Source organism: Hydrogenophaga palleronii, assembly GCF_031457455.1.
Lineage (GTDB): Bacteria > Pseudomonadota > Gammaproteobacteria > Burkholderiales > Burkholderiaceae_C > Hydrogenophaga > Hydrogenophaga palleronii_A.
The window spans coordinates 421,210-439,098 of the sequence record NZ_JAVDWU010000002.1 but is presented as its reverse complement, the minus strand read 5'-3'; the positions used below and the strand labels follow the sequence as shown (position 1 = coordinate 439,098).

Here is a 17,889-nt window from a genome sequence, read left to right as displayed (position 1 = left end):
CGGCTCCTTTACAGCAATACCCGGCGGAAGTCGCCGAGGATCTGGCCGAGATAGGCGTTGAAACGCGCGGCGGCAGCGCCGTCGATCACACGGTGGTCCCAGGTGAGCGACAGTGGCAACATCAGGCGCGGCTGGAAAGCCTTGCCATCCCACACCGGTTCCATCTGGTTCTTGCAGACGCCCAGGATGGCGACTTCAGGTGCGTTGATGATGGGTGTGAAATAGCGGCCACCAATGCCTCCCAGCGAGGAGATGGTGAAGCAGGCACCGGACATGTCGGCCGGACCCAGCTTGCCATCGCGCGCTTTCTTGGCGAGCTCACCCATTTCCTGGCTGATCTGCAGCACGCCCTTCTTGTCGGCGTCCTTGATGACCGGAACGACCAGGCCGTTCGGCGTATCGGCAGCAAAACCGATGTGGTAGTACTGCTTGTAGATCAGCGCATCGCCGTCCAGGCTGCTGTTGAACTCAGGGAATTTCTTGAGCGCGGCCACGCAGGCCTTGATCAGGAAGGCGAGCATCGTCACCTTCACGCCGCTCTTTTCGTTCTCCTTGTTGGTGGAGACACGGAAGGCTTCGAGGTCTGTGATGTCGGCGTCGTCATGGTTGGTGACGGCCGGAATCATGATGGCATTACGCAGCAGGTTGGCGCCGCTGATTTTCTTGATGCGGCCCATCTCCTTGCGTTCGATCGGGCCGAACTTGGCGAAGTCGACCTTCGGCCAGGGGATCAGGCCCAGTTCCGAACCACCACCGGCGGCGGGCGCTTTGGCAGCCTGTGCCCTGGTCTGCACCGCACCGGCCATGACCGACTTGGTGAAGCCCTGCACGTCGTCCAGGGTGATGCGGCCCTTGGGGCCCTTGCCCTGCACTTCCTCCAGCGGCACACCGAGTTCGCGTGCGAACTTGCGCACCGAAGGCGAGGCGTGAGGCAGACCCAGCGCCGGCGTGGCTGTGGGATTGTGGGCGGGCGCGGCTGCAGCCGATGTGGTGGCTGTGGATGGTGCGACTGCGGCAGCCGTGGCAGGCGCAGCGGCGGGAGCTGGCGCTGCGGTCGCAGGTGCTGATGCCGGAGCAGCGGCACCTGCAGTGCCTTCCAGGATCGCCAGCAGATCACCGATATTGACCTTGTCGCCGACCTTGACCTTGAGCTCCTTGAGCACGCCCGCAGCGGACGAGGGGATCTCCATCGAAGCCTTGTCGGACTCGACCGTGATCAGGCTCTGCTCGACCTTGACAGCATCGCCGGGTTTCACAAGCACCTCGATGACGGCAACGTCCTTGAAGTCGCCGATGTCCGGCACACGCACTTCCACCGGCCCTGAAGCCGCAGGTGCGGCAGGGGTTGCCGGCGCGGCGGCAGGTGCGGCAGCCGCTGGTGCGGGCGCCGAAGCGGCGGCTGGTGCTGGTGCTGCGGCTTCACCCGCCGCCTCCACCACCAGCACCACCGACCCCTCCTTCACCTTGTCGCCCAACGCGACCTTCAATTCCTTGACCACGCCGGCCGTGCTCGACGGGATCTCCATCGAAGCCTTGTCGGACTCGACCGTGATCAGCGACTGCTCCGCCTTGACCGTGTCACCCACCTTGACCAGCAGTTCAATCACTGCCACTTCATCAAAGTCGCCGATGTCCGGGACCTTCACTTCAACCAATGCCATGTCTGTCTCCAATCAGATGTTCGATGCGCCGAAAGCGATGCCTTCAACCCGGGAAACCGCCGCGCTGGCAGGGCCTGCGGGCTGATTTCGCCCCTTTGAAGGGGAAGCGCCTGAGGCGCTGCAGGGGTAAGCCCGCTTCATGCATAGAGCGGGTTGACCTTGTCGGTCTTGATGCCGTACTTCTGGATCGCCTCAGTGACCTTGGCCATGGGGATCGCGCCCTCATCGGCCAGCGAGCGCAGAGCGGCGATCACGATGTAGTGGCGGTTCACCTCGAAGTGTTCGCGCAGCTTGCTGCGGAAGTCGCTGCGGCCAAAACCGTCGGTGCCCAGCACGCGGTAGGTACGCCCCTTGGGAATGAACGGGCGGATCTGCTCGGCGTAAGCCTTCATGTAGTCGGTGGACGCCACCACCGGGCCGACATGCTTCTCCAGCTGCTGTGCCACGAACGGTACACGCTGCTGCTCGGTGGAGTGCAACAGGTTCCAGCGGTCGGCGTCCTGGCCATCGCGGGTCAGTTCGTTGAAGCTTGGGCAGCTCCACACATCAGCGGCCACGCCCCAGTCTTTCTCCAGCAGCGCCTGGGCCGCGATGGACTCACGCAGGATGGTGCCGGAACCCAGCAGTTGCACCCGCTTGTCGCCCTTGGCACCCGGCTTGCACAGATACATACCCTTGATGATCTGATCTTCGGTACCGGCGGTCAGGCCGGGCATGGCGTAGTTTTCGTTCAACAGCGTCAGGTAGTAGAAGACGTTGTCCTGCTTCTCCACCATGCGCTTCAAGCCGTGGTGCAGGATCACGCCCACTTCGTGCGCGAAGGTCGGGTCGTAGCTGATGCAGTTCGGGATGGTGCCGGCCAGGATATGGCTGTGGCCGTCTTCGTGCTGAAGGCCTTCGCCGTTGAGCGTGGTGCGCCCCGACGTTCCGCCCAGCAGGAAACCCCGGGCCTGCATGTCGCCCGCCGCCCAGGCCAGGTCACCCACGCGCTGAAAACCGAACATCGAGTAATACACATAGAACGGCACCATGATGCGGTTGCTGGTGCTGTAGCTCGTGGCCGCCGCGATCCAGCTGCTCATGCCGCCGGCTTCGTTGATACCTTCCTGCAGGATCTGTCCGGCCTTGTCCTCCTTGTAGTACATGACCTGGTCTTTATCCACCGGGGTGTATTGCTGACCCGCAGGGTTGTAGATGCCGACTTGGCGGAACAGGCCTTCCATGCCGAAGGTGCGCGCCTCGTCGACCAGGATGGGCACCACGCGCGGGCCCAGGGCCTGATCCCGCAGCAACTGCGTCAGAAAGCGCACATAGGCCTGGGTGGTGCTGATCTCGCGCCCTTCGGCCGTGGGCTCCAGCACGGCCTTGAAGGTTTCCAGTGATGGCACCGTGAAGCTCTCGTCCGCCTTCACACGGCGTTTGGGCAGGTAGCCGCCCAAGGCTTTACGGCGCTCATGCAGGTATTGCATTTCCGGCGTGTCGTCTGCCGGCTTGTAGAACGGAATCTTGGGGAGTTCGCTGTCCGGAATCGGCAGGTTGAAGCGGTCGCGGAAGATCTTGATGTCTTCGTCGGTGAGCTTCTTGGTCTGGTGAACGGTGTTCTTGCCTTCGCCCGACTTGCCCATGCCAAAACCCTTCACGGTCTTGATCAGCAGCACGGTGGGCTGGTCCTTGTGGTTCACCGCGCGGTGATAGGCCGCATACACCTTGTGCGGATCGTGACCGCCGCGGCGCAGGTTCCAGATTTCGTCGTCGGTCATGTGGGCAACCAGCTCCAGCGCCTTGGGGTCGCGACCGAAGAAATGCTTGCGCACGTAGGCACCGTCGTTGGCCTTGAAGGCCTGGTAATCGCCGTCCAGGGTCTCCATCATGATCTTGCGCAGTGCGCCGTCCTTGTCGCGCGCCAGCAGCGGATCCCAGTTGCTGCCCCAAAGCAGCTTGATCACGTTCCAGCCGGAACCACGGAACTCGCCTTCGAGTTCCTGAATGATCTTGCCGTTGCCACGCACCGGACCGTCCAGGCGCTGCAGGTTGCAGTTGACGACAAAAATCAGGTTGTCGAGCTTCTCGCGGGCGGCCAGGCTGATGGCCCCCAGAGATTCGACCTCGTCCATTTCACCGTCACCGCAAAACACCCAGACCTTGCGGTTTTCGGTGTTGGCGATGCCGCGGGCGTGCAGGTATTTCAGAAAGCGGGCCTGGTAGATCGCCATCAGCGGGCCCAGGCCCATGGACACCGTGGGGAACTGCCAGAACTCGGGCATGAGCTTGGGGTGCGGGTAGCTGGAGAGCCCCTTGCCGTCGACTTCCTGACGGAAGTGCAGCAACTGCTCTTCGGTCAGACGACCTTCCAGGTAGGCCCGGGCGTACACGCCGGGCGATACGTGGCCCTGTATATAGAGGCAGTCACCGCCATGGTTTTCGCTCTCTGCATGCCAGAAATGGTTGAAGCCGGCTCCGAACATGTGGGCCAGCGAAGCGAATGACCCGATATGACCACCCAGATCGCCCCCGTCTTCCGGGTGGTGGCGGTTGGCCTTGACCACCATGGCCATGGCGTTCCAGCGCATGTAAGCACGCAGGCGCTCTTCGATTTCAATGTTCCCAGGGCAGCGCGCTTCCTCGGTGGGCTCAATGGTGTTGACGTAGCCCGTGTTCGCGGAGAACGGCAGGTCGATGCTGTTTTGCCGGGCCTCCTCCAGCAGTTGCTCCAGAAGAAAATGCGCCCGCTCGGGCCCTTCACGCTCGATGACCGCAGCCAGTGCGTCCATCCACTCCCGGGTTTCCTGGCTGTCCACGTCCACGGCACTCTGGCCGTTGTGCGGGTCGGTCACTGACATGTTTGTCTCCTTTTGAGGGTTTGAAATCAAGCTTAAGGCGGGCTTTCCACCGTGTCACGGATTTTCCCACAATGTTTTCATAATTTCAATATGTGCATGGAGATTTCATATTGCGAATTTATGGAATTGAATGACCACAAGGCAGACTTTCAGAAAAGAACCCGAAACCACCACCAATGCACGCCGATGCACGCTTTTGACGAGAAGCGAGATCACACACTCACGTAGACTCAGTCCAGCAATGTCGACCCAGCCCCAGCCCAGCCTCAAACCTGCACCCCGGCGACCACAAACCGTGTGGTGGAAACGCTGGTGGCGGCGCCTGCCGCCCTCGAGACAAGACCGATTCGCCACGCTCGGGCCGCTGCTGGCGGTGCTGCTGTTCCTCTCGGCCATCGCAGTGGCCATCACCTACCTTCGTTTTGAGGAACTGAAGCGCGATCAGGAGGCCGTCACACGGGACGTGGAATACGCCCAGCAGCGCCTGAGGTTGCGCCTGCTGGAGCGTCAGGAACAACTGATGCGCCTGGCACGCGAGGTGGGCAACAAGGAAATTGAAAATGACGAGTTCGAATTTCAGGTTGAGTCGCTGATCAGCCAATTCCCTGAGCTGATGGCCATCAGCTGGATCGATGCCCGGCGCAATGTACTGGCGGCCTACGCATCGCCCAGCGCACCTGTGCACCTGATGCGCCCTGTGGACAGCACGCTCGACGCGGGCGAAACGGACGGCACTTTCGAACTGGCCCGGGACTTGCGACAACCCATCTACTCCCGGCCGATGGGCAAAGAACCGCGCAATTCGGTGCTGATGCTCCAGGTCCCGATGAGTGAGCAAGGTCGGTTCTCTGGCACGGTCATGGGCGAGTACTCGGTCGACGGCCTTCTGCGCTTCGGCATCCCCCCTGAGATCATGGCCCGCTACGCCGTCGCACTGGTGGATGAACAGGGCCTGGTCTTGGCGGGCAGCCTGCAGACGCCCAACGAGGTGTTGCGCCTGTTGCCGTGGTCCGACCAACCCCTCGAGCACGAGGTGCCCGTGTCCCCCGTGGGCAACGGGCTGATCCTGAAAGCGCAGGGCTACCGCACCTCGCAAGACATCGTTGGCAGCGGCTTTTTCTGGGTGATCGGCGCGTTGAGTGCGCTGACGGTCTGGATGCTCCTGGGAACCTGGCGCCACACCAGGCGAAGGGTGCAGGCCCAGCAGGCCCTGGTCTCAGAAACCAACTTCCGGCGGGCCATGGAAAACTCCATGCTGACCGGTATGCGAGCGCTCGACCTGCAGGGCAGGATCACCTATGTCAATCCCGCCTTCTGCTCCATGACCGGGTGGACCGAGGGCGAGCTGGTCGGGCGCACGGCACCCTTTCCCTACTGGCCGGAAGAAGACCACGACCTGCTGGCCGCCAGGCTGGACGACGAGTTGAATGGGCGCTCCACCCCGGGAGGATTCGAGGTGCGTGTGCAGCGCCGCGATGGCAGCGTCTTTGATGCACGCATGTATGTCTCGCCGCTGATCGACCCCCATGGGCACCAGACCGGGTGGATGACATCGATGACCGACATCACCGAGCCCAAGCGCATTCGCGAAGAGCTGTCCGCTTCGTACGAGCGTTTCACGACGGTGCTTGAAAGTCTGGACTCGGCCGTCTCTGTGGCACCCCTGGGCAGCGATGAAATGCTGTTCGCCAACAAGATGTACCGGCTCTGGTTTGGCACGCGCGGCCAGGGACACCGCCATCTGGTCGACCTCGCAGGCAACCAGCCCACACCCAGTCCCGACGACGGCGACGCGGTGGATGCGTTTGCGGGCATGCCCACAGAGACCCTCACCGACGCAGGTTCGGAAAACGCGGAGGTGTTTGTCGAAGAACTCGATCGCTGGCTGGAGGTGCGAACGCGCTACCTCACCTGGGTCGACGGCCGCTTGGCCCAGATGGTGATCGCCAGCGATATCACGCCCCGCCGACTGGCCGAGGAACAGACCGCCAGGCAAACTGAACGCGCGCAAACCGCCAGCCGCCTCATCACCATGGGCGAGATGGCCTCCAGCGTTGCGCACGAGCTCAACCAGCCACTCACTGCCATCAGCAACTATTGCAACGGCATGATCTCGCGTCTGCAGGATCAACGCATCAGCCCCGACGAGCTGCTGGGTGCACTGGAAAAAACCGCTCGACAGGCCCAGCGCGCTGGCCAGATCATCCAGCGGATCAGGGCTTTCGTGAAGCGCAGTGAGCCGAACCCGACACTCTCGGACGTGCCCCAGATGGTGAGCAATGCAATCGAGCTGGCAGACATTGAACTGCGCCGCCAGCAGGTCCGCCTCACGTCCTATGTGGCCGCACGCCTGCCGCTGCTCATGGTGGACCCCATCCTGATCGAGCAGGTGCTGATCAACCTGCTGAAAAACGCAGGCGAAGCCATTGCCCAGGCCGGCCGGCCACCGGGCAACCGTTCGATTGAACTGCGGGTCGGCCCACGTCGGCAGGAAGATCAAGACGTGATCGAGTTCTCAGTGATCGATACCGGCAATGGCGTGCCCGACGAGATGATCGAGCGCATCTACGAAGCGTTCTACAGTACCAAGAACGAAGGCATGGGCATCGGACTGAAACTGTGCCGCAGCATCGTCGAGTCCCACCACGGCAGAATGCAGGTACAGAACCTCTACAATGGCGACGAGGTCTCGGGGTGCTGCTTCAGCTTCTGGATCCCCGTGGTGTCGCGGCTGCGTGCCGAGAACCCTGGTGAAAGCGCCCCTTCCAAGTCGTTGACGGACACAGAAAGAGCGAGATGAGTTTGATTCCCAAAAAAGGCACCGTCTACGTCGTCGATGATGACGAGGCCGTCCGCGACTCCCTCCAATGGCTGCTTGAAGGCAAGGACTACCGCGTCCGCTGTTTCGAGTCTGCCGAAGCATTTCTCAGCCGCTACGATGCACGCGAAGTCGCCTGCCTGATTGCTGACATCCGCATGGGCGGAATGAGCGGCATGGATCTGCAGGAACGGCTGATTGAACGTCAGTCTCCATTGCCGATCGTGTTCATCACGGGCCATGGCGATGTGCCCATGGCAGTGAACTCCATGAAAAAGGGTGCACTGGACTTTATCCAGAAGCCCTTCAAGGAAGATCAACTGGTCGCACTGGTCGAGCGCATGCTCGAACATGCCAAGGACGCGTTCGCCACCTACCAGCAAGCCGCCAGCAGAGATGCCCTGCTGTCAAAGCTCACCAGTCGTGAGGCCCAGGTGCTGGAGCGCATCGTCGCGGGTCGCCTGAACAAGCAGATCGCCGACGACCTCGGTATCAGCATCAAGACCGTGGAAGCGCACCGAGCCAACATCATGGAAAAACTCGGCGCCAACACGGTCGCCGATCTGCTCAAGATTGCGCTGGGACAGACGCCCGCCAAAGTCTGAATCCATCAGCGCCACCAAGCGACCCATGGCGGGCCCGCGCACACGCGGTGTGGCGCCGCGAACGCATTTCATCTCCCACACGCTCATTCCGATGACCGCTCAACTGATCAACGGCACCGCCCTTTCCCAGAAGATCCGATCCGAGGTTGCGGCACGCGCCGCTGCGCTCACCGCAAAAGGTGTTCAACCCGGACTCGCGGTGATCCTCGTTGGTGAAGACCCTGCTTCGTCCGTGTACGTGCGCAACAAGGTGAAAGCCTGCGCCGAGGCGGGTTTGCACTCCGTGCTCGAGCGCTACGACGCCGACCTGACCGAGGCCGCCCTGCTGGAGCGCATCCAGGCTCTCAACAGCAACCCGAGCATTCACGGCATCCTGGTGCAGATGCCACTGCCTAGACACATCAACCCGCAGCGCGTGATCGAGACCATCTCCACCGCCAAGGACGTGGATGGTTATTCGGTGCAGAGTGCAGGCGACCTGATGAGCGGCCTCCCCGGTTTCCTGCCCTGCACACCGTACGGCTGCATGAAGCTCATTGAAAGCACCTGCGTTGATCTGCGCGGCAAGCACGCCGTGGTGATCGGGCGCAGCAACACGGTGGGCAAGCCGATGGCATTGCTGCTGCTGCAAGCGAATGCCACGGTCACGGTCTGCCACAGTGCCACCGTCGACCTCAAGTCGCACACGCGCCAGGCTGATGTGATCGTGGCGGCCGTGGGCAGGCGCGATGTGCTGACCGCGGACATGGTGAAACCCGGGGCGGTGGTGATCGATGTGGGCATGAACCGCAACGACGAAGGCAAACTCTGCGGTGATGTGGACTTTGAAGGGGTGAAGCAGGTGGCCGGCTGGATCACGCCGGTACCTGGCGGCGTCGGGCCCATGACCATCGCCATGCTGCTGGTGAACACGCTCGCATCGGCGGAACGAACACTGCCCTGATCCCGCCCTGCCGGCCCACGGGATGCCCTGTCATCGCAAGGCGACCGACGCAGAGTCGCCCTGCACGCTCGCGCCACCGATGGGATAATCGCGCCATGAGCATCACCTACAAAGACGAAGCGGGTATTGCAGGCATGCGCGTGGCCGGGCGCCTGGCATCCGAAGTGCTGGACTACCTCACGCCCCTCATCCAGCCTGGAGTCACCACGCTGGAAATCGACCGCCTGGCGGCCGAGTTCATGAAGCAGCAGGGAACCGTCTCGGCCACCATCGGCTACCAGCCCAGCGGCTACCCACCCTACCCTGGTCATTTGTGCACTTCGGTCAATCAGGTGGTGTGTCACGGCATTCCCAATGAAAAGCCGCTGAAGAAGGGCGACATCCTCAACGTGGATGTGACCGTGATCAAGGACGGCTGGTACGGTGACAACAGCCGCATGTTCCTCATCGGCGGCGAAGCCGCCTGCACGATCCAGGCACGTCGGCTCTGCCAGGTGACCTACGAGGCCATGTGGAAAGGCATTGTCATGGTCAGGCCGGGCATCCGCCTTGGCGACATCGGTCATGCGATCCAGACCTACGCCGAAGCCAGCGGTTTCTCGGTGGTTCGCGAATTCTGTGGCCATGGCATCGGTCAACGGTTCCATGAGGATCCCCAGGTGCTTCACTATGGTCGGCCTGGCACGCTGGAAGAGCTCAAGGAAGGGATGACCTTCACCATCGAGCCCATGATCAACGCCGGCAAACGCGAGATCAAGGAAATGGGCGACGGCTGGACCATCGTCACCAAGGACCGATCGCTGTCGGCCCAGTGGGAACACACTGTGCTGGTCACCCCCACAGGGTACGAAGTGCTCACCCTGTCCGCCGGCAATCCGCCGGCGCCCGCCTTCGTCACCGCCGAAACCGCCACGGCGAGCGCCTGACACCATGTCAGCGCCCGTGCTCGCGCCCGGTGTGAGCGACCTCGGTTCGCTGCGCCTGCAGTACCGCCGCGAAAAGGCGGCCCTGCTGGCACAGCTGGGTGTTGAAGGCTCTTCGACGCGTGGAGTGCGCAGCGCCTTGCAACGGCTCTCGAAATTGACCGACCAAACCTTGCGCGAGCTGTGGGCACGATCGGGGTTCGGTCCGGGCTATTCCCTAGTGGCTGTGGGTGGCTATGGGCGCGGCGAGCTGTTTCCCTGTTCAGACGTCGACGTGCTGGTATTGCTGCCTGATGGCAGCACCCCGGACTCCGACAGCGTCCTGAAGGCCCGACTGGAAGGTTTCATCGGTGCCTGCTGGGATCTGGGTCTGGAGATCGGCTCCAGTGTGCGCACCGTTGAGGAATGTGTGGACGAGGCGCTGCGCGATGTGACGGTGCAGACATCGCTGCTCGAATGTCGGCTGCTTTGCGGCAGCAAGTCGCATTTCACCCGCCTGGTGGGAAAGCTGGGCGACGTCATGGATCCGAAGGCGTTTTTCGTGGCGAAAAAGCTCGAAATGCGCCAGCGCCACAATAAGTTCGAGAACACGCCCTACTCGCTGGAGCCCAACTGCAAGGAATCCCCCGGCGGGTTGCGCGACCTGCAGATCATTCTCTGGGTGGCCAAAGCTGCCGGGCTGGGTCGGAGCTGGGACGAACTGGCCCGAAAGGGACTGGCCACGCCACTGGAGGCTCGCCAGATCAAGGCCAACGAGGCCATGCTCAGCCTCATTCGCGCACGCCTGCACCTGCTGGCCAACCGGCGCGAGGACCGCCTGGTTTTTGATCTGCAGACCTCGGTGGCGGAGTCCTTCGGTTTCAGGGCGCACGCGCCCGCCGTGTTGACCGGTTCAGCACCGGAAGCACACGCCGCGCCCACGTCCAAAGGCACCCGCCGGGCCAGTGAGGCGCTCATGAAGCGCTACTACTGGGCGGCCAAGGCCGTCACCCAGCTCAACCAGATTCTGCTGCTCAACATTGAAGAACGGCTCAGCAGCGACGAGGCCGGTGTGGACCGATTGCGGCCGCTCAACGAGCGCTTCTTTGACAAGGGCGGCATGCTGGAGGTGGCCAACGACAACCTGTACGTGCAGCAGCCGCACGCCATTCTGGAAACCTTTCTGCTGTACCAGACCACCGTGGGCATCAAGGGACTCTCGGCGCGCACGCTTCGTGCCCTGTACAACGCCCGTCCGGTCATGAACGCGCGCTTCCGCAACGACCCGGTGAACCGCGCAACGTTCCTGCGCATCCTCCAGGAACCGGAAGGGATCACGCACGCGATCCGCCTCATGAACCAGACCTCGGTGCTCGGCCGCTACCTCTGGGTGTTCAGGCACATCGTCGGGCAGATGCAGCACGACCTGTTCCACGTCTACACGGTGGACCAGCACATCCTGATGGTGCTGCGCAACGTCCGCCGGTTCTTCATCGCCGAGCACTCGCATGAGTACCCCTTCTGCTCGCAACTCGCAGCAGGCTGGGACAAACCCTGGATCCTGTACATCGCGGCGCTGTTTCACGACATCGCTAAGGGACGGGGTGGCGATCATTCCGAACTGGGTGCGCGCGATGTGCGCGCCTTCTGTCGCCAGCACGGTATTGCGCGAGAAGATACCAAGCTGATCGAGTTCCTGGTGGCACAGCACCTGATCATGAGCCGAATGGCCCAGAAGGAAGACCTCAGCGACCCGGAAGTGATCAGTGCGTTCGCCCAGCGGATTGGCAACGAGCGCTACCTCACAGCCCTCTATCTCCTCACTGTGGCAGACATCAGGGGCACCAGCCCCAAGGTATGGAACGCCTGGAAAGGCAAGCTGCTGGAGGATCTGTACCGCTACACCCTGCGCGCACTCGGCGGGCGCGCCCCCGATCCCGGCGCCATGATCGAGGCCCGCAAGCGCGAAGCACTTTCGATCCTGGCACTCCACGCCCTGCCCCATCAGGCGCACAAGGCGCTGTGGGACACGCTGGACGTGAGCTATTTCATGCGCCATCAGGCCGACGAAATCGCCTGGCACACCCGGGTGCTGACCCGCCAGATCTCACAATCAGGCGGATCCTCCCCGGCTCATGCAGACGGCAAAACCATCGTTCGCGCCCGGCTCTCGCCGGCTGGGGAAGGCTTGCAGGTCCTGGTGTATGCGGCCGACCAACACGACCTGTTTGCGCGCATCTGCGGTTACTTTGATACGTCCGACTTCAGCATTCTGGATGCGCGCGTGCACACCACACGGGACGGACACGCGCTCGACACCTTCCAGGTGGTGGCACCCACGCTGTCCGACCACTACCGCGAACTGATTGCCATGGTGGAAAACAACCTCGCGCGCACCATCGACGAGCGTGGTCCTTTGCCAGCGCCCACCAAAGGACGCCTTTCGCGCCGGGTCAAGAATTTCCCTGTCAACCCACGCGTCGACCTGCGGCCAGACGAGAAGGCTCAGCGCTGGCTGCTGAGCGTCTCGGCCAGCGACCGGGCGGGTCTGCTCTACTGCATCTCGCGCGTGCTTGCCCGCCACGACATCAGCGTCCAACTGGCCAAGATCACCACCTTGGGCGAGCGCGTTGAAGACACGTTCCTGATCAGCGGGCCGCAACTGCAGGTCAACCGCCGACAGATCGAAATCGAAACCGAACTCCTGGAAACATTGGAGGGATAGTCGCGACCACCCTGCAAGGGGTGCGGCAGACCTGCAGTTCAGTCATCCTCCACCGCCAAGCCGGGAAACAGCACTTCGGTAAAGCCAAACCGGGAAAAATCGCGCATGCGCATGGGATAGAGCTTTCCCCAGAGGTGGTCACATTCGTGCTGCACCACGCGGGCATGGAAACCATCAACGGTGCGATCAATGGCCTGCCCTTGCGCATCAAAGCCCTGATAGCGAATGCGCTGCCACCGGGGCACCACACCCCGCATGCCCGGCACGGAAAGGCAACCCTCCCATCCGTCCTCCTCCTCATCCCCCAGAGGCGTGATCACCGGATTGATCAGCACCGTGCGAGGCACCAGCGGCGCATCCGGATAGCGGGGATTGACACTCTCCCTGCCAAACACCACCACTTGCAAGTCCACGCCAATCTGCGGCGCGGCGAGCCCGGCCCCCTCGGCCGCCGCCATGGTTTCTTCCAAATCCACGATGAGCTGGTGAAGCGCCGGTGTACTGAATTCACGCACAGGCTGCGCCAGGCGAAGGAGACGAGCGTCTCCCATTTTGAGAATGGTGTGTACGGTCATGACGGAAAAGGGGCATTGGCCTGGAGCCTGATGCGCGAGCGGATGGTTGAGCCGGGTTCATTGTCATACAGCTTTGAATCGACCGCTGCGGTTGTCCACTGGGTCAGTTTGCATGCACCGCGCTGAGAATCCGGTGCACACAAGCCCTAGACTACAGGGCTGCCTCATGCCTCCCACTTCCATGTCCGCACATTCCTTTGCCTTGAGGGCCTTGCGCCACGCCATCCTGGGCCTCGTTGTCTCTCTGAGCTCGGCACATGCGACCATCGAGCAGGCAAAGACAGCAGCCTCAACCCCTGCTGCGGTTGCACCAGCCGCCGCAGAACCCTCGTCGTCGGCGCAGGCCCTGTTCTCGCGCACAAAAGACGGCATCGTCCAGGTGCGGGTGCTGCTGTCCAGCGCAAATGAACAGTCCTCCCTCGGCTCCGGGTTCCTGGTGCGCGACGACGGCGATCAGGGTGCCTGGGTGGTCACCAACTACCACGTGATCTCTGCGCTGGCCATCCATCCCGAGCGCTACAGGATGGAGCTCCGGGGCACCAACCAGCGTGTGGTGGAAGCCGAACTGGTGGCCATTGATGTGATTCACGATCTGGCGGTTCTGCGCACCAAGCCGTCTGCCCAATCGCCCGCACCCGCCTGGCCGGTGCTCACCTTGAGTGATCAGTCCCTTGTGCAGGGTTCACCGGTGTTTTCACTGGGCAATCCGCTGGAACTGGGCTTCCTGATTTCGGAAGGCATCTACAACGGTTTGGTCGAAACCCGCTTGTACGAGCAGATGCTTTTCTCCGGCTCCATCAACTCAGGCATGAGCGGTGGGCCAGCGATTGACCAGCGCGGCCAGGTCGTGGGCGTGAACGTGGCCACCCGACGTGATGGCCAGCAGCTGAGTTTTCTCGTGCCGGTGCGCTACGCGAAGTTATTGCTGGAGCGCTCCTGGGCGGCGCCGCCACAGGTCGAATGGCGCAGTCAGATCGCCCTGCAACTGCTCGAGCATCAGCAGTTCGTGACCCAGAAAATGCTGAACCAGCAGGCGCCACCCATTGCAGATGGGCAGCGAAACCAGACCGCAGGTTTCTCGTCACAGTCGCTCGTGGGTCGTTCGGTGCCCACCCTGCACGGCACGCTCACCCGGTGCTGGGCCCAAGGGCGTGATGTCGAGCGATTGCGCTATTCGCGTGACCGGTTGAATTGCAGCCTGAAGGAGGACGTCTTTGTGCGCGACAGCCTCTACACGGGCACCCTGGAAATCGAACACAACCTGCTGCGCAACGACCAGCTCGCCACGCCCCAGTTTCTGGCATTGGGCAACGGCATGGGGTACCTGAGGAGTGGTCAGACAGGTGAACTGACACCCAACCGCTGCACGGACGCCTACATACAGGGCGGCGAACGCACCTACCGTGCGGCCATCTGCGTGCGCGCCTACCGCAAGTTTCCGGGTCTCTACGACTACACCGTGCAAGCCACCCAGGTGGACGATGCGCGCGAGCGGCTGAGCAGCCAGTTGAGCCTGCGCGGATTTTCTTTCGACAACGCCCAGCAACTGGGGCAGCTGTTTCTGGAGCGTCTGCGATGAAATGGTTTGTCGAACATCTGCACCGCGACGGCTCGGTGCTGGCCCGTGTTCCGGTGCAAGGGGACGTGTTCCGGATTGGCCGCGCGCTGGACAACGATCTGGTGCTGGACGACCTGCACACCGCCGCTCACCACGCCACACTGCAGCCGGGCACCGACGGCACCGCCAGTTTGCACGACCTCGGCAGCAAGAACGGCATTGCGACCGCCAAGGGCAAGCGCCGCCAGGCCTTGCTCATCACCGACGAACAACCGGTTCGAGTCGGACAGCAGCTCATCCGGGTGCGCTGCAGCGATTGGCCACTGGCGCCAGAAATCGCCCTGAGCGCCGGCCGCTTTGGTGTCTGGGCGACGCTCGCCCTGCTGGGGGTCGTGGCCTATTCACTCTGGGAGCTGTGGTTAATGGATGTGCAGGACAAGTCGCCGCCCTATCTCTACGGCATCAGCGGGGTCGTCGGTGCCGTGGCGCTGTGGAGCACGGCCTATGCGGTGTTCGGACGGCTCATCAGTGGCGCGGATCGCTTCACCACCCATCTCTTGATCGCCTGCAGCGGCTATCTCGCAGCAGCGGTCACCAGCGACCTTCTGGACGGCCTGGCATTTGCCGCAGGATGGGTGTGGCCGCTGCAGATCGCACAGTACGTTTTGATCGGGGTCGTTGCGATCACGGTGAGAGCCCATCTGCGACAGGCAGATCCCAGACACTGGCCCACCACGCGCTGGGCCTGGGCGCTGGTGACGTTGGCCGTGCTTTTCGTGCCGCTGACGCAGGAGTGGATTTCCAACCGCCAGCTGACATCGATTCAGACCATGGACGTCCTGTCGTACCCCTCGTTGCGAATGGTGGCACCGACCTCGATCACTGATTTCACGCAAAAGGCGACCGTGCTGCAGCAACGGGCCGACCTGGCCAAAGAACAGGAAGCCGGTGCGGAAGAGGCCGAGGATGATGAATGACGGGATGCGGCGCTGAAGGCTGGCCGACCAGACGCCGAGATACTGTGTGAGCCTTTCACTTGCAGACGCATGCTCTGAGACTCGATCGGGTTCAGATCCGGATCGCTGCTAGCTTCCGCCATCCAGCATCGCAAGCATGCCTGCTTCGTCCAGAACCGGCACGCCCAGCTCCACGGCCTTGTCCAGCTTGCTGCCTGCCTCGGCGCCCGCCACCACGTAGCTGGTCTTCTTGCTCACGGAGCCGGCCACCTTGGCGCCGGCAGCCTCCAGCCGTTCCTTGGCCTGCTCGCGACTCAGCGTGGGAAAGGTGCCCGTCAACACAAAGGTCTTGCCAGCAAGGGGCTGGGGCGCGCGTTCGGCGGGCTCACCCTCTTCCCAATGCAGACCACAGGCGCGCAGCTGCTCCACCACCTTGAGGTTGTGTGGCTGATCAAAAAAGGTGCGCACGCTTTGCGCCACCACCGGCCCCACGTCATTCACTTCGAGCAGCTGTTCCGTGCTGGCGGCCATGATGCGGTCCAGGCTGCCAAAGTGACGCGCCAGATCCTTGGCGGTGGTTTCGCCCACGTGCCGAATGCCCAGGCCAAACAGAAATCGCGGGAGCGTGGTCTGTTTGGACTTCTCCAGCGCAGAGACGATGTTCTGGGCGGATTTGTCGGCCATGCGGTCGAGCTGAGCGAGAGCGGTGAAGCCCAGGCGGTACAGGTCGGGCAAGGTCTTGACAAGGCCAGCATCCACCAATTGCTCCACCAGCTTGTCGCCCAGTCCTTCCACCTCCACTGCCCGTCGCTGGGCAAAGTGAAGAATGGCCTGCTTGCGCTGGGCACCACAGAACAGACCACCGGTACAACGGTAATCGGCTTCACCCTCCTCGCGAACGGCGGCGCTCCCGCAAACGGGGCATTGTCTGGGCATGGAAAAGGGTTCTGCGTTTGCGTTGCTGCGCCGATCCAACAGCACCGACACCACCTCGGGAATCACGTCGCCGGCGCGGCGCACGATCACCGTGTCACCCACCCGAACGTCCTTGCGGCGCGCTTCGTCCTCGTTGTGCAAGGTGGCGTTGGTCACCGTCACGCCCCCCACAAACACGGGTGCCAGCTTGGCCACGGGCGTGAGCTTGCCGGTGCGGCCCACCTGCACGTCGATGGCCAGCACGGTGGTGAGCTGTTCTTGCGCGGGGTACTTGTGCGCCACCGCCCAACGCGGTTCACGACTAACAAAGCCCAGCTGTTTCTGCAGTGCGAGCGAGTTCACCTTGTAGACCACGCCATCGATGTCGTAAGGCAACTGGTCACGGGCCGCGCCAATGCGCTGGTGAAACGCCACCAGCTCGTCCGCACCGGTGCAAAGCGCCGTCTGCTCTGCCACCGGAAACCCCCAGGCCTTGAGGCGCATGAGCATTTCATGGTGGGTGCCAAACTCAGGCCCACCCTGGTCCGGTGGGGTGATCTCGCCCAGGCCATAGGCGAAAAAACGCAGGGGACGCTGCGCAGCGATGGCGGAGTCATGCTGGCGGACGGCGCCTGCTGCGGCGTTGCGCGGGTTCACGAAGGTCTTTTCGCCCTTGGCGCCCGCCGCGATTCGGTTGCGCTGGCGTTCGTTGAGCGCATCAAAATCGTCGCGGCGCATGTAGATCTCGCCCCGCACCTCGAGCACGGGGGGCACATCCTTGGGTAGCCTCAAGGGCACCGACTTCACGGTACGCAGGTTGTGGGTCACATCTTCACCCACTTGGCCATCGCCACGCGTGGCCGCCAGCACCAGCACACCATCCTCGTAGCGAAGGCTCATGGCCAGGCCATCGAACTTGAGTTCGGCCACATACGCCACCGCCGGATCGCCTTCTTTCAGACCTAGCGCACGACGCACGCGGCTGTCAAATTTGCGTGCCCCGCTGGGTTCGGTGTCGGTCTCGGTATTGATCGAGAGCATGGGCATGCGGTGCCGCACCGCCACCAACTCGTCCAGCACGCGTCCACCCACCCGCTGCGTGGGCGAATCGGAGGTGAGCAGTTCGGGGTGCCGCGCTTCCAATGCCTGAAGCTCGCGAAAAAGGCGGTCGTACTCCGCGTCAGGAATTTCAGGATCGTCGAGCGTGTAGTAGCGGTAGGCGTGGTGATGGAGCTGCTCACGCAAGGCGGCAGCCCGGGCGGCTGGCGACACGTCAGAAGAAAAAAGGTCAGGTGTGCTCATGCAAAAAGATCACGCTTGGGTTGTGGGCAAGTCCGACCGGGGGTCCCTTCAGGGAAGACCGGCGCGTCGCGTTGGCCCGTTTTGATGCG

Annotated in this window: 11 protein-coding genes; 7 read left to right on the top strand and 4 right to left on the bottom strand. The window is 62.7% G+C overall.

The features are described from left to right. Positions 1–8: 8 nt before the first annotated feature. Together aceF and aceE are read right to left on the bottom strand one after the other, a co-directional pair. Entirely contained in the window at positions 9–1,661 is a 1,653-nt protein-coding gene (gene aceF / locus J2W49_RS06580) for a dihydrolipoyllysine-residue acetyltransferase (RefSeq protein ID WP_310313220.1), read from the bottom strand. 137 nt (positions 1,662–1,798) lie between these two features. After that, positions 1,799–4,501 (bottom strand): pyruvate dehydrogenase (acetyl-transferring), homodimeric type, encoded by a 2,703-nt coding sequence (gene aceE, locus J2W49_RS06575; protein ID WP_310313217.1) that lies wholly within the window; start codon positions 4,499–4,501, stop codon positions 1,799–1,801. 241 nt (positions 4,502–4,742) lie between these two features. On the opposite strand from aceE, the gene J2W49_RS06570 reads away from it, so the two are divergent. The 5 genes from J2W49_RS06570 (at position 4,743) to J2W49_RS06550 (ending at position 12,494) form a co-directional block, all read left to right on the top strand. Then, complete coding sequence (locus J2W49_RS06570) at positions 4,743–7,301, top strand: PAS domain-containing sensor histidine kinase (protein WP_310313214.1); 2,559 nt, start codon at positions 4,743–4,745, stop codon at positions 7,299–7,301. Further along, a complete protein-coding gene (locus J2W49_RS06565) occupies positions 7,298–7,924 on the top strand; it encodes a response regulator transcription factor (protein WP_310313212.1) in 627 nt (208 codons plus the stop codon). Before J2W49_RS06570 ends, J2W49_RS06565 begins: the two co-directional genes overlap by 4 nt. Positions 7,925–8,015: 91 nt before the next feature. After that, on the top strand, positions 8,016–8,867 hold the full coding sequence (gene folD / locus J2W49_RS06560) for a bifunctional methylenetetrahydrofolate dehydrogenase/methenyltetrahydrofolate cyclohydrolase FolD (protein WP_310313208.1): 852 nt from the start codon (positions 8,016–8,018) through the stop codon (positions 8,865–8,867). 32 nt (positions 8,868–8,899) lie between these two features. Continuing rightward, positions 8,900–9,793, top strand: coding sequence for a type I methionyl aminopeptidase (map, locus tag J2W49_RS06555; protein ID WP_310313811.1), 894 nt, complete (start codon positions 8,900–8,902; stop codon positions 9,791–9,793). A 4-nt stretch (positions 9,794–9,797) separates the two neighbouring features. Beyond that, a complete protein-coding gene (locus J2W49_RS06550) occupies positions 9,798–12,494 on the top strand; it encodes a [protein-PII] uridylyltransferase (RefSeq protein ID WP_310313206.1) in 2,697 nt (898 codons plus the stop codon). A 38-nt stretch (positions 12,495–12,532) separates the two neighbouring features. Here the strand turns inward: J2W49_RS06550 and def are convergent, their stop codons facing one another. After that, a complete protein-coding gene (def, locus tag J2W49_RS06545; protein ID WP_310313204.1) occupies positions 12,533–13,069 on the bottom strand; it encodes a peptide deformylase in 537 nt (178 codons plus the stop codon). Between the two features lie 181 nt (positions 13,070–13,250). Between def and J2W49_RS06540 the strand changes: the two genes are divergently transcribed. Both J2W49_RS06540 and J2W49_RS06535 read left to right on the top strand, forming a co-directional pair. After that, on the top strand, positions 13,251–14,648 hold the full coding sequence (locus J2W49_RS06540; RefSeq protein WP_310313200.1) for a S1C family serine protease: 1,398 nt from the start codon (positions 13,251–13,253) through the stop codon (positions 14,646–14,648). Then, positions 14,645–15,604 (top strand): FHA domain-containing protein, encoded by a 960-nt coding sequence (locus J2W49_RS06535; RefSeq protein WP_310313198.1) that lies wholly within the window; start codon positions 14,645–14,647, stop codon positions 15,602–15,604. Before J2W49_RS06540 ends, J2W49_RS06535 begins: the two co-directional genes overlap by 4 nt. A gap of 108 nt (positions 15,605–15,712) precedes the next feature. Here the strand turns inward: J2W49_RS06535 and ligA are convergent, their stop codons facing one another. Further along, on the bottom strand, positions 15,713–17,800 hold the full coding sequence (ligA, locus tag J2W49_RS06530; protein ID WP_310313194.1) for an NAD-dependent DNA ligase LigA: 2,088 nt from the start codon (positions 17,798–17,800) through the stop codon (positions 15,713–15,715). Positions 17,801–17,889: the final 89 nt, after the last annotated feature.

What these genes read in the sequence shown, in the direction of transcription:
- aceF (WP_310313220.1), bottom strand. Translation starts at nt 1,661, where the DNA reads ATGGCATTGGTTGAAGTGAAGGTCCCGGACATCGGCGACTTTGATGAA.
- aceE (WP_310313217.1), bottom strand. Translation starts at nt 4,501, where the DNA reads ATGTCAGTGACCGACCCGCACAACGGCCAGAGTGCCGTGGACGTGGAC.
- J2W49_RS06570 (WP_310313214.1), top strand. Translation starts at nt 4,743, where the DNA reads ATGTCGACCCAGCCCCAGCCCAGCCTCAAACCTGCACCCCGGCGACCA.
- J2W49_RS06565 (WP_310313212.1), top strand. Translation starts at nt 7,298, where the DNA reads ATGAGTTTGATTCCCAAAAAAGGCACCGTCTACGTCGTCGATGATGAC.
- folD (WP_310313208.1), top strand. Translation starts at nt 8,016, where the DNA reads ATGACCGCTCAACTGATCAACGGCACCGCCCTTTCCCAGAAGATCCGA.
- J2W49_RS06550 (WP_310313206.1), top strand. Translation starts at nt 9,798, where the DNA reads ATGTCAGCGCCCGTGCTCGCGCCCGGTGTGAGCGACCTCGGTTCGCTG.
- def (WP_310313204.1), bottom strand. Translation starts at nt 13,069, where the DNA reads ATGACCGTACACACCATTCTCAAAATGGGAGACGCTCGTCTCCTTCGC.
- J2W49_RS06540 (WP_310313200.1), top strand. Translation starts at nt 13,251, where the DNA reads ATGTCCGCACATTCCTTTGCCTTGAGGGCCTTGCGCCACGCCATCCTG.
- J2W49_RS06535 (WP_310313198.1), top strand. Translation starts at nt 14,645, where the DNA reads ATGAAATGGTTTGTCGAACATCTGCACCGCGACGGCTCGGTGCTGGCC.
- ligA (WP_310313194.1), bottom strand. Translation starts at nt 17,800, where the DNA reads ATGAGCACACCTGACCTTTTTTCTTCTGACGTGTCGCCAGCCGCCCGG.